Here is a 12,438-nt window from a genome sequence, read left to right as displayed (position 1 = left end):
TAGAAAACAGCTTAAAAAAAGACTAGTTGTCCTTACCAAAGAGTAACTTTCCAAAATCATTGTCTAAAATCTCAATTTCCACATCGCTACCATTATCATCAGTTTCAATCGGTTCATCCACTAAACTTAGGATAAACTCCTCAAACGAATTGGCAATTAGGAAAAAGTCTTTATTGGGATGACTTAATTCGTGATCCCAAAACAATATCTTTTCATTGTCGACATCCATACATATTTCATTTCCGCCTGCTGAGCTTGCTATAGGAATAATATTTCTAGGAAAGCGATCAGAATAGGTATCGATCGCTTCTTGAAGACTGTTGTGGTCGTTTGCTAAACCATAAAAACCCTCTAACAATTGATGTGTATCATCGTCCTTACCCATCCAAGGATCTTTCTCTATAGGTTTGTAGCAAACGTCATAATCAATCTCATCTGTTGTTCTTTTACTTTCTAAATAACAGCCTCATCCTCCATATTCCTCCAAAAAGTCTTTATAATCAGAAGGTAATTGATTGCCTATATTCATTTCAATTTCTTTGAGTTGTTCATTTGTATTAATACTGCGATCTGTTTTTGCATCAATTGAAAACTTTTTCACTTTTGTTTGATATTATTGAAGCTCACGATAATACCCTCCATATGTATGAAAAAACAAGTTATAAACCTTCTTTACAGTTTTAGTCGTCCCAGTCTTCATCCTCTTCCCAGTCATCTTTCGCTTCCTGAATCTTATTATAAAAAAATTCAATAAAGCTTTCTGCAGCAGTATCTTGATAACCAATTACCCTATCCCATTCAACTACAGGGCATTCTCCGTCTTTCATTTTATTCGTATCTAGACAGTAAGCAAAGTAATCAACATCTTCAATAACCACAAGTCCATCAGTAAGGCCATAGTGTTCTCTATATTCCTTAGTTCTATTTACAACTGATGCATGATCAAAGTTGTAACCTAAAACTAAAACACCGAATAAACCACCAGCACCGTATTTTTCTAAAAACCATTTATAGCTATTGGGAAGATCGCATTGGAGGATTTCTTCAATGTCAACTATGTTTTCATGGCTTGCATGACCTGTAAATATAGCATTTTGCTTGTTTTCATTAATAAAGTTTTCAACCTTCGAGTAAATCATTTTTAAACACCTCAATTCTCGTTCTCAAATTGTTTCGCTCTCCACTTCCAATATCTCTTTCTAAAGCTTTCGTATTGTGCTTTTAAAACCTTATCATTTCTAAAACTTTCACCATCAGACTTAAGCTTATGAATAACATCACTATATTTTGTATGTAAACTGTTTGGGATTTCAAGCATTGGGCCAGGTTCTTCTTGAATCAAGTGATGTAAATTAATCTGTGTGCCATCTTTTGCATAAGGTGCATTCCCGTTTTTCATAAGCTGAAGATTTGTAACGCCGAATTCTGTTTTTTGATTAATATCTATATCTTTCATAGTATACACTCTTCGGCTTACATCTTTAACTTTCCCCTTTGCCTTTACCTTCCCCTCTATTTCATATGCTTCATACTTTTCTTTATTTAGCCAAGGGGGATTTATCTTTTGCCCAGTAAACGGTTTTCTTGTTCCAACTGGTAATTTCTTCGCATTAGTCAAAAGTTCATTCTTAAGGTTTTGGCTATCAACCACATTGTATGGTACGTTATCAGCTAGAGCAAGCTTATACTTAGGGTTGTATGGTAGCAAATCTGGAATTTTAACATCCTTAATTTTCTTCCCTGCTTGCCCTGCCTTGTTTATGATATTCCCTGCTACATCAGCTTTGTTAATGGCCCCTGCACCTTTGGTTCCAACAACAGCCACAGCAACAGAACCAATTGCATAGGTTACCCATCTTGATCTAGAATAGGCATCTCCGTTCACCATATCTTTTTGATATGACGCTTCAATTGCTGCTGAAACAGCTTCATATGTTTTAACTGGATGAATCACTGCATTCCCCAGCGCTGACAGCGTTTCTCCCGGATCGGTTATGAAGTCCCATAAACCGGTTACCGTATCTTTCCCGACATCATAAAGACCCACGCCTGCTCCTTTTATAATATCCCAAGTAGTTTCCCCTGCTTCTTCAAGCTGCTTTGCTTGTTCAAGTTGAATGACATACTGTTGCTGAGCAGGTTCAAGGTTTTCATAACCGATCTTCTTCGCAATTTCTAAATATTCATCCGGGTCTGTTACTCCGTCAGCGAGCTTTTTCTTCAGATCTTTGATTTCACGTTCTTTTGCTTCTTCCTTCTTAATCGTCAAATAAGCATCCGAGTGCCTTGCAATCTCTCCTTTTTTCTTATGGATGTCACTTTCCCTATATGCCTTGGCGTTGTAATTGATTGGCGTTGCGCTTCTCCCTTTGCCTGTGGCGTTTTGGAGCTGCTGGAAGTCGGCTTGAATGAAATGTTCATTTGCTTCTGTTTCTGCGTATTCTGCGGTTAAATCGTGATCTAGTTTGCCTAGTTTATGTATGGTGTCATTCCGCTTTTGGTCAGCGGAATCAAGTTGCTGATCGGCACTATCCGTTGAGAAAACATCAAGCGGAACAATATGTCTAATTTCATTTAGTATGTTCCTGATTTCTTTTTGCTGTTCCTGCATGATTGCCTTGGACTTATGATGTGAGTGAATCAGTTCGTGCTCTAAGAATGACTCTTCTACAAATGAATCAGCCAGCCCAGCATCAGATACTTTTCCTGAAATGCTGTTAAGAAAAGCAATCTTCATATCTATCATATCAAGCCAACTGTCTGTAACGCCTGCGTGATCTTGGAAAAAGGCTTTTATGTTGTCAGCGCCTTTACCTGAAAACTCACTGTCATCTAAATCAGCCATTCCTTGAAATGCCTTCCTGAGGTTGATAAATTGTTCCCTTAACTGATCGTATTCTTTTGCCCGCTTTTCTGCGGCTGAAATTAATGACTGTGCTTCAAAAACCTTCATTTAACGTCTCCTTTCCACCTATTCTCGTCTAAATTTTACCATAGCCTTATTATCTGATTAACAGAAAAAGACAGTCTGTTCCGACTGTCACATACACGGTTTTATCTCGTTCTGTAATAATTTTCTGCTGTATAGTATTGCCAGTCCCAAAAAGCATCCCCGTTCGTCATAATATATCGGTCTAAAAATATTTCAAAATTTAAATTTAATGGATTATATTCTGAACCACTTTCAAATATAAATAGATAGTTAGGATCACCTTGATTCACTCTATCCTTGTCGATCATTAAATGACATTCTTCCAACAGATAGCCAATAGGTATTCCATTGATACCCTCAAACAAATCCTCATATTTTAGTTCTTCATCTATTTCTTCAAGGCTAAATAAATGAAGTCCTCCCCCAATATTCTCACCCTCTGCAAGAATTTCGAAAATTTTTGCACCATTATGCTGAGAGATAAACTTCAGATAATCCTCAGGAAGTAGAAGCTTGTGATTCGACTGAAAGTTTTGGATTTCATTTAGAGATGCTTTGCTCGATGAAAAAGTGACAAGACATTCCATGATATCCCCCTCAGAACAAAACAATTTAACGGCTCCTTTTTCATCTAAAAGACTTTTCAAACCATTGATGGTCTGATGGACAAAGTTAGTCAATAAAACCGCCCCCATATTTCTCAGAATAATTACTGAGGATACGAATTTGTTAATCAGTAACAATATTATTCATAATTGAAGCAGCATTAGAAGTAAACAAAATATAAGTGTTTTTTGCTGTTTTAATTACTATCCTATCCGTAGAGCCATAAGGAAATCCTATCCTTACTGCACTTTTCTCCTGTCCTCCATAGTTTGTATCCAGAAATACATCGTTGATTTCTTTGATTGGAATTTCAATATTAGATAGCTGCCAATTGATAATTAACTTTCCATCAGATTTTTCAACTTTAATCCCAAACAAAATTACATTCCCCTTTCAACTATGTGTTAAGTTAAATTTTAACATATTAGGCTTCTCCTTGATATTAACATGTTAAGTAAAGCCTGATTTACAATCTTTGGTTTTATATTGATAATTAGGAAGGTTTGTCCGATATAGAGACAGAACAAACAAATTTGGGGGAATTACATTGAAGAAATGGTTGTTAGGTATTAGTGCATTATCTCTTTTCCTTGGCTGCGTGTGGATCTGATTCTGCTTCTACGGATAAAGATAAAGATAAGACAACACAGCAAGAAGAAAAGGATACAAAAAAGACAAAAACTAATCAGAAGACAGAGAATCAATCAAATGACAAAAGTGTTAACGACAAGAAAGAAAAGACCGAAAACACTTCAAAGAAAGATGCGTCAGATAAAAAGGCATCTGACAAGAAAAAGCTGGTCGATGTAACACTAAACACAACAGTCGACGGGGTTACAATTAAAGTCAATTATAAAGGTGAAGTCAAAACTGTCCGCTATTTGCTTGTTAATTCAAGAGTTGAAATTCATGAAATAGCTGAATTGAATCCTACTTATGAAGATAGGGAGAAAATTTATTTCAAAGGGTGGCGGGATAATAATATTAGAGGCAAAAAAGTGAGAAACCTGCAAAAAACTAGAGAGTGTTTAGGTGAAGAGGCATATCAAATATGTAAGGCGTATAACATCAGTAGCGCTTGGACGAAGCACAAGACAGAATCAAAAGAATTCTATTTGCCTGATGTATAAACATTTATCATTTTTCCTAGGAATGTTGCGCAAACTACGTTGCTCTTCATACCGGATGTACAAGGTGAATTGTTAGGGTTACACGTTGGAAAGATATAGATTTTGATAACGGCAAAATATCTATTAGACAAGTTATGTCCCATGATGCAAAAGAATTATGCTCTGGAGCTAAAACAGCAGCCGGGAACCGAACTATTGATTTAAGTGACAAAACAGTGGACAAGCTACTTGAGCACAAGAAACTTATTGAGCGTGAGAAAGAGAATAATAAAGCTGTTTATAAAGATAAGGATTTAGTCTTTTGTACTCCGTTAGGCACTCCAGTTAATCCATCAAATATCAGAAACAGAATAATGAATCCATTAATAGAGAAAGCCGGAGTAACCAAAATCAGATTCCATGATCTCAGACACACTCACGCAACCATATTGTTATTAGCAGGAGCTCCTGTTAAAGCTGTAAGCGAAAGCCACAGTAACATTAAAATTACTTTGGAAACATATTCTCACGTGTTACCAACAACACAAAAAGAAATCGCCAATCAATTGGACAGTCTATTGAGTTAGCCACGTAAAAAATGCGTGGTCTTTTTTTATGCACAGATGTTACTTTTTCGTTACTTTTTTTGAGGAGAAAAGCAAAAAGCCACTCTCGATCACCTCAAGAATGGCTTCATACCAACATTTTTAACTATGATTCCGACTGGGCTCGAACCAGCGACCTCTACCCTGTCAAGGTAGCGATTATCTTCTGAACTGTTATTTTTATTCCTGATAAATACTTATTTATCAAGGGATTGCAAAATAAAGATCTGATCTTTTCTGAATAAAAATATTAATTGTTGGCAGGTTTGGACAACAACTCGCCAACAATTTTCCACTTAAAACCAGCAATTGAATTCACAATATATTCTCCATTGATAAAAGAACATTAGTTCGCATATAATTTTTTCAAGGAGATGAAACCAAAATGACTGATTTTGAGCGAAAAGTGTATCGGATTCTTTTTAATATGACCCGCTTCGGAAAAAATCCCTCCATGGAACAATTGAAAAGGAAAACCGGGAAAGATGAACAGGCAATACGTGCAGCTGTGAAAAGCCTTATGTCGAAAGGTGAATTGAGGGACCAAAAAGAGGAAAAATGGAGATCTTATCTTATCTAATCAAAATAAAGAAGCCCAGTTTGAGCTTCTTTTTAGGAAATTTTTAGTGAATCTATATCATGCGCTTCTCTTTCAATTGTATTACACAACTCAATTATTTTTTGTTGATTCTCTAAATCAAATCTTATAATTCGGTTATCCATATTCTCTAGATAATTCAATTCATTTTTAATATCGCTTTGATCTAAATCTGATTTACGGTATAATAAATGAATTTTTGCACCATCAGGCGCATTCTCATATAAGAACTTAGTTTTAGCAAACCATTCTGTTTTTTTGGTATTTCCATTTATAATAGGAATAGACTGCAAATAATTCCAAACTCCATTTTTATAACCGAAATCTATCTTAATCTTAACGCTTTCCAATCCTTCAATTGGTTCGATTGAGAAATCATGCATAACTTTCTTTTCCAACAACCTTCTTTCTTCGAAAATGCTTCTCATTTGTTTCTTAATACTATGAGTTTTCTGTTTTTGCATATATCCTTTTCCGACATATACATTAAAGATCGCTTCAAGAAATCCTTTCAAATCATCTGCTAGAGAAAATTTAGGTCTACTTAACGTTAATTTTTTATCTTTATAGTAGTCATAAAGGTCATCTAAAAATGTTTTTTTATCTTGAGAACCAATAATTACAGAGCCTACTTGCCCTAATATATTGTCTTGACTTTTGATAAGATAATATTCCAAAGCATCTTTAAAACTTTTATAGAGATTGGCATCAACGGGAGAATGAATTAGGGATCTTAATTTAGGAGAAGTTTCTTCTACTAGATAAAACATAGTTGGAACATCCCCATCTAAAGTATGCAATATCACACCAACATTAACTACCTCACCTGCCAATTGGTCTGATTGGTAGCGTACTACACTGTACCAGCACGCTTTTCGTCTATCCAATGTAAAACCCCCCCTACTGAATTTGTGAAGGCATTTCTATTCATTAAACTTTGTATTATGTGCCTTACTAGACTTTTTTGTTTTAATAAGAAGTCTTTATAAGTGGTCATTTGCATATTATACTCAACAAACCATTCCTGCGGTATTCCTTCAAAGAATGAATCAATTATATGTTCATTAATATGTTCAATTTCCGCTATAATATTCATAAAAGAATGATTTTTTACGTCCGTTAAATCAATTTTAGGTTGAATTGCATTAAACACCAAGCCTAAACCATCAACTTGATCTCTGTTTACACTTAAAACGCAATCAGTGAAATAGTTGACGTACTGTTGAGTTAAAGAAACTTGTCTCATATTTTGTATTTTTTCATTTGTCCAAATAGGGCCAAAGAAAGCATGACCGTGATCAATTGCGAAGACTTTTCGACCTTCTTCAGTGTTTGCTATTAGAAGGTTACCTTGATTTCTATATCTATCAAAGTTTGCTATCAATAAATCAAATGCAATAATCTTAGCAATATCTTCAGTATTTTTTATATTATCAAAGAAAGCATTCCAAGTTCTTTTTATCCATGGTTTGCCCATTGCTATCATTTGCTGATAATTATCACGCAAATTATCTTCTATATTTTCTAATTCTTGTGAAGCAAAGAAGTAGCCCTCTTCAAATTTATGTACAAACACGATTTCTCTATCATTTTCAATCAAGCGTGGATCAATAAAAGCTATCGCAGCATCTGGAATGGGTACATCTAAGTGTTGTGCTAATTTGTAAGAGAGGATTTCATTTAGGAACATACAATTATAATGTTCGCGTTCTCCCCCGACAACAACTTTTTGTGTTTTTAAAATGTATTTTTGAAAATCATCTGCTAATACAAGTGCAGGTTCACTTATTCCTTGACCAAGAAATCTTAAAAATGAGTTAACTTGTATCTCTTTAACCACTTGTCCCTGCTCCCTCCCCCTTAACGATTTAATTGACTTAATTTTACTCTAGAGTACAATTTGATTCAATTAAAATTTTCCAAAGGGTGAGGACCTTTATTATATTAGGTGGCAAACGTACGAAAGCTCCTCTTAAAATTAGAGGAGTTTCATTCATCATACGGCCGATATTTCTTCCGGCCGGCTTCTAAATCTTTTTTTAGAGCTGTACATGTCCAAACAAAAACAAGGTGACTGTCCCAATTCTTTTAACCGGCTTGAACTTTCTTGATATTCAAATTGATCAAATGCTTTCAGTCCACAGGACTTTGCAAATTCCGCCGTTTTTAGTCTCTCCTTCTCACTTTAAAAATCCACAGATAGGAACAAAGACACAGATCAAATTATTCATTTTTCCTCTTTGGATCGCACATTGATCTTTTTCTTCATTCTTCCATGGTAATATCTTGTTGAAGCATTTCGAATGAAAGGATATGGTCATGAAAGTTTTCGAAGCAACCACCCTCCTTGCCGCCGCGAAGCAGCGTGCGAGTGAATACAAGCAACTCCGTAGCCAAATGCTCAATTTAAAAAAAGCCTTCCAGGGCATGGCTGACCTCGGTGACAATGATTTCTCAGGCCGGGGCGCAGACAACATCAAAGCCTTTTTCCAAGACCATGCCGGTGTCACAGACAGCTGGCTTGATTTAATCGACATGAAGATCGCATTTCTCACTAGCCTTTCCGGAAAAGTTAATGATGCAGGACTCTCCCAGTCGTATGTGGAAGAATCGTTTCTGGAGCACGAGCTCACCCACGCCCTGAGTAAATCAAAGGCGATTATGGAAGAACAGAAAAAGGACATGCGCTCCATCCTCGGTGAGATCGAAGACATCATCTCGCTCGAATTGTTTTCAACCGAGAGCACAGATCAGAAGCTTTCTTCAGCTGACAAAAAAAGAAGCGAAACAATACATAAGCTCGGCAAGCTTGATCACGATCTAACGAAAGAATACGCAGAAACCGAAGCGAACGAACAGTTCATCCAAGCTGACTTCCAGCAGCTCCAAAACGCAACAGGCAAAGGAAAAAACGCCACTCCGCTTCACTACAACGCCAATGCTTATCGAGAAAGCGACATCCATAAGAAGAAAGGCGAGATTGCAAGGCACTCGGATGCTTATCTTACGATTAAGAAAGAAGAAGCAAGAGAACGCGAGGTCGAAAAACTGAAAGAAAGACTGAACAATTTCGACTATGCGAATGCCGATGAATTCTACTCAATGGCCAAAACGATCGGCTATGAAAACCTGACAAAAGAACAGCAGCGTTATTTCACCCAAATTGAAAACACACATGAATTGGAAGAAGGCTTTAAAGGAATTGCGGTCGGCCTTTATGATGTTGGGAAAGATACTGTGTTAGGTCTGAAAGATCTCGCTGTCGGCGCCTGGGACTTTTATCAGCTTTCTGATGAACAAAAGGTTGTTAAAACAATTTCTACCGTATTGAATACCCCGTCTTACGCAAAAATCATATGGACAAACCTAGCCGATTCGTGGAATGATCAAATGGTAAATGGTGATACGTATTCTAGAGCGCACTACGTCTCCTATGCGGTGGGCAGCCTTGTCGGCCTGAAAGGTGTGGGCTCGACGGTTAACATATCAAGCAAACTCGCAAAAACAGGCTTCTCCAAGGTGGGAAAAGTATTGGAGCCTGGCGCTGCAAGCCATGTACACACAGGAATAAAAAACGGAACAGACTACATCAACTCTTTATTGAAAAATAAGAACGAACCTGCCCTTGTTGGAATAGCACAAGATATTGAAAACACCCATAATGTAAAAAACACCCCGCTTTTAAAGAAAGAAATTCAAAAAAAGCAAGATATGCTGACACAGGCCGCGCCGTTCACACATAAAGATGCCTTTGGAAATACAGTAACAACTAACTTAAAAAATGGTCATTTAAAAAATGATGTGCATCCTATAACAGGTATACCTTATGATAAAGATGGTTTTCCGATATTTGATCCCGTTGTAGAAGTAAAAATTGATAAGTCATTATATCTTGAAAAAGATACTGTACAGTTTAAAAAAGCAACCGAACTCCTGTTGCAAGAAATCAACAAAAATCCCGAGTTGAAAAATCACTTTACAGAAATGCAGTTGAAGCAAATTTTAAAAGGGAAAAAACCAAAAGGGTTTACGTGGCATCACCATCAAAATGAAGGTATAATGCAGCTAGTTGATTCAGATATACATGGTAAGACAGGGCACACTGGTGGAAGAAACATCTGGGGCGGAGGTTCCGAATACAGATAAAGGAGAGTTATAACATGGTTGAATGGGATTTCGGTGAACATCCTATCAGTAACGAAGAAATTCAAGAAGTAGAAAATACGCTACAAGTAAAGTTCCCAAAAGATTACTTAGAATATGTCAAAAGCTATTCTGGCGCAACTCCAACTCCTGAGACTTTTGATTTTGAAGGAAGAGAAGGGATTGCTTTCGGATACTTACATAGTTTTCATGAAGATAGTGAATCATACATAATTAACGTTTCTAATCGTTATCGAGACGGCAGAATGCCAGATAAAGTAATTCCTATTGCAGATGATGTGTTTGGTAATGAGATCTGCTACGATTTTAGAAAGAATCATAGTAATCCCCCTCTTGTTTTTTGGGATCATGAAATTGCGTTTGAAAACCCTGAGGGTGCTTTAAGTCATATATGTAATTCGTTTACGGAATTGGTAGATAAGCTCTACGAAGAATAGAATCAAAAAGTCCGTATAAACAAAGCCCTTCCCTTTTGAGAAGGGCTTTGTTTATTTCAGTAATTCTTCCAGTTTTGCTTTTGCCCGTAAATTCGCATCTGCTGTTTATTCGTGATAGACAGGAACCTTTTTACCAAAAGAGGACACCCTATGTAGAGTGTCCTGTTTTATCAATTTTGCTTGTGGAGTTGTTATGCTTTAAATGCAGGAATGTAACTGCTGAATTTCTGTCCCTTGAACCAGAACCCAAAAGGAAGGGGTCTACTCTGAAAGTCAATGTATCGGTTCCTGAAATCTTGCCTTTTTTACCCGGAAGCTTTGAATGAGGGATAATTATGAACTTCACTATATACCTGCCTTCTTTGTCTTCGGATAATTTAACGCCTCCTTTAATGGTAACAGAGAGTGTGTCATCCTTATAGAATTCACGGGCACTGTCTAATATATTTTTACAGAAAAGCTCATGCATAAAAACACCAAATAGCTCCTGAGAAACTTTTGGGTTCTGGCGGTGTTCTTGTTTAGCAGCAGCTACTGTGATAGAGCTTAGCGAAAAACATAAGATCACCAATACAATTATTTTTTTCACAGTAATCATCTCCCTTCACTTTAACATTTGCATTCCTTTATTTTTTATTACATCTTGAATATCTAATAACTTCGAAAAGTCTTCTCCCTTCATAAAAGAGAGAGCTTATTATTACTTCAGCAAAGACTCTAATTTCGCTTTCGTTTTCGGCCCGTAAATGCCGTCCTGAGGGAGCCCGTACATTGATTGGAACCGTTTGACTGCATTTGCTGTTTTCAGGCCGTATGCGCCGTCGATACCGAAATTCTTTGCACTCTTATCCGGGTAATAGTGAAGAGCCGCCAGCGCCGTCTGAATCTGTTTTACGGACTCCCCTCGGGTCAACGGGCTTGTGACTTTAAAAATACCCGCAGGCAGGCTGAATTTTGATTTCTCGGTTGTTTTAGGCTTTGACGACGCCGTTTTCTTCTGGCCGCCGCTTTTCAACTCATTGTCACTCTTAATATAGGAGACATTGACATATCCGTGGAATGTTTGGCCTTTTGAATTGGTGTACTCAACATAGCCCCATCCGTTCACAGTTGAACCAAGCTGATATTTTACAATCGTGCCGTTCGGCAGGGTAAGCACCATAGAAGAGGCAGCGCTTCGTTGTGTACGTAAAACAAGCCCGTCCTTTGCCACCACGGTATTTTTGATAAATCTTCCTGTGTCTGTATGGGTAACGTTTGGATTCGATACCACAGGCACCGTTACAACCGTGCCAGCCATTCGCTTTTTAACACGGGCCTTAAAATCGGTAAATCCCTGTGACCTGCTCACCCACGGTGCCGGGCAAATTTTATGAGTAATATCATAGTGCCGCACAATATCATTGATTGGATCAAGTTTAAACATCTTGCACAGCTCGGCACATACTTGTTCTGCGCGGGCCACTGTGTCCGGGTCGAATGTGCCGTTTTTTTCAATGCACAGCTCCACTCCTACAGATAAGAAATTCGCATTCGGTTTTAATGCTGCTACGCCGCGGTAAGGCTTCCCGTTAACGATCTGCTGGACATCATTGGCGTGATAAGCAACCTCATTCAATGGAATAATGCAAATAGCCTCTGTTCGATCAACAAAGATATGAGCAGACGCATAGGTTTGTTGCTTCTTCGACAGCTTTCTGTTTTGGGCGGGAAGCGTTTCTCCAAAGTATCTATAATGGTTAGCAGCAGGCGCCCCGGGATTTGCGGTATAGTGAACGACAAGTTTTCTGACGCCATTATTTTTAATGCCCGGCCGTGTCCATTCGTTAGTATTGATATATTGATTTTTGAACGCTGACATAAAAATCTCTCCTATTCTGTTTTGAAATATAAAAAAGGCCGCCTGCTGGCAGCCCTTATTTGGTCAGGTTGTGCTGTTTTAAAACGGCTTTTTGCTTATGCCCTTTTTCAGTCACATAGTTGTTTT

General features: G+C 37.4%; 13 protein-coding genes and 2 pseudogenes. 6 read left to right on the top strand and 9 right to left on the bottom strand.

All coding sequences use genetic code 11. From position 1 onward, the window contains the following. Positions 1-22 precede the first annotated feature (22 nt). The 5 genes and pseudogenes from AXI59_RS10255 to AXI59_RS10235 all read right to left on the bottom strand — a co-directional run bounded on the left by AXI59_RS10255 (position 23) and on the right by AXI59_RS10235 (position 3,916). Positions 23-627 (bottom strand): annotated as a pseudogene (locus AXI59_RS10255) (SMI1/KNR4 family protein). A 53-nt stretch (positions 628-680) separates the two neighbouring features. Then, positions 681-1,139 carry an SMI1/KNR4 family protein gene (locus AXI59_RS10250; RefSeq protein WP_061528114.1) on the bottom strand — a complete coding sequence of 153 codons (459 nt, stop codon included), beginning with the start codon at positions 1,137-1,139 and terminating at the stop codon, positions 681-683. An 11-nt stretch (positions 1,140-1,150) separates the two neighbouring features. After that, positions 1,151-2,953, bottom strand: a complete 1,803-nt coding sequence (locus AXI59_RS10245; RefSeq protein ID WP_061528113.1) for a T7SS effector LXG polymorphic toxin — start codon at positions 2,951-2,953, stop codon at positions 1,151-1,153. A 101-nt stretch (positions 2,954-3,054) separates the two neighbouring features. After that, the gene (locus AXI59_RS10240) at positions 3,055-3,612 is read right to left on the bottom strand and encodes an SMI1/KNR4 family protein (RefSeq protein ID WP_061528112.1); all 558 of its coding nucleotides are present in this window, start codon (positions 3,610-3,612) and stop codon (positions 3,055-3,057) included. Between the two features lie 49 nt (positions 3,613-3,661). Beyond that, complete coding sequence (locus tag AXI59_RS10235) at positions 3,662-3,916, bottom strand: SunI/YnzG family protein (RefSeq protein WP_061528111.1); 255 nt, start codon at positions 3,914-3,916, stop codon at positions 3,662-3,664. A 169-nt stretch (positions 3,917-4,085) separates the two neighbouring features. Between AXI59_RS10235 and AXI59_RS20720 the strand changes: the two are divergent. The 4 genes and pseudogenes from AXI59_RS20720 to AXI59_RS20390 form a co-directional block, all read left to right on the top strand. Further along, positions 4,086-4,434, top strand: a pseudogene (locus tag AXI59_RS20720) (endonuclease); the annotation flags it as partial. Further along, positions 4,420-4,668 carry a DUF6037 family protein gene (locus tag AXI59_RS20715; RefSeq protein ID WP_326832633.1) on the top strand — a complete coding sequence of 83 codons (249 nt, stop codon included), beginning with the start codon at positions 4,420-4,422 and terminating at the stop codon, positions 4,666-4,668. The pseudogene AXI59_RS20720 and the gene AXI59_RS20715, both read left to right, overlap by 15 nt. 68 nt (positions 4,669-4,736) lie before the next feature. Continuing rightward, positions 4,737-5,234, top strand: coding sequence for a tyrosine-type recombinase/integrase (locus AXI59_RS10225; protein ID WP_082791757.1), 498 nt, complete (start codon positions 4,737-4,739; stop codon positions 5,232-5,234). 403 nt (positions 5,235-5,637) lie between these two features. Then, positions 5,638-5,832 carry a MarR family transcriptional regulator gene (locus tag AXI59_RS20390; RefSeq protein WP_061528109.1) on the top strand — a complete coding sequence of 65 codons (195 nt, stop codon included), beginning with the start codon at positions 5,638-5,640 and terminating at the stop codon, positions 5,830-5,832. A gap of 32 nt (positions 5,833-5,864) precedes the next feature. Here AXI59_RS20390 and AXI59_RS10215 read toward each other — a convergent pair whose 3' ends face one another. Then, positions 5,865-6,737, bottom strand: coding sequence for a DUF3037 domain-containing protein (locus tag AXI59_RS10215; protein WP_061528108.1), 873 nt, complete (start codon positions 6,735-6,737; stop codon positions 5,865-5,867). Next, entirely contained in the window at positions 6,704-7,690 is a 987-nt protein-coding gene (locus AXI59_RS10210) for a HipA family kinase (protein WP_061528107.1), read from the bottom strand. Before AXI59_RS10210 ends, AXI59_RS10215 begins: the two co-directional genes overlap by 34 nt. A gap of 479 nt (positions 7,691-8,169) precedes the next feature. On the opposite strand from AXI59_RS10210, the gene AXI59_RS10205 reads away from it, so the two are divergent. After that, complete coding sequence (locus tag AXI59_RS10205) at positions 8,170-9,996, top strand: T7SS effector LXG polymorphic toxin (RefSeq protein WP_061528106.1); 1,827 nt, start codon at positions 8,170-8,172, stop codon at positions 9,994-9,996. Positions 9,997-10,010: 14 nt separating this feature from the next. Beyond that, positions 10,011-10,451 (top strand): SMI1/KNR4 family protein, encoded by a 441-nt coding sequence (locus AXI59_RS10200; protein WP_061528105.1) that lies wholly within the window; start codon positions 10,011-10,013, stop codon positions 10,449-10,451. Between the two features lie 148 nt (positions 10,452-10,599). On the opposite strand, the gene AXI59_RS10195 is transcribed toward AXI59_RS10200, so the two are convergent. Beyond that, a complete protein-coding gene (locus AXI59_RS10195; protein WP_061528104.1) occupies positions 10,600-11,040 on the bottom strand; it encodes a hypothetical protein in 441 nt (146 codons plus the stop codon). Positions 11,041-11,151: 111 nt separating this feature from the next. Beyond that, entirely contained in the window at positions 11,152-12,312 is a 1,161-nt protein-coding gene (locus tag AXI59_RS10190; RefSeq protein WP_061528103.1) for an N-acetylmuramoyl-L-alanine amidase, read from the bottom strand. Between the last annotated feature and the right edge of the window lie 126 nt (positions 12,313-12,438).

It is taken from the genome of Bacillus nakamurai, from assembly GCF_001584325.1.
GTDB classification, from domain to species: Bacteria; Bacillota; Bacilli; order Bacillales; family Bacillaceae; genus Bacillus; species Bacillus nakamurai.
Note: the sequence above shows the minus strand (reverse complement) of the source record. Positions and strands in the feature narration are given on the sequence as shown.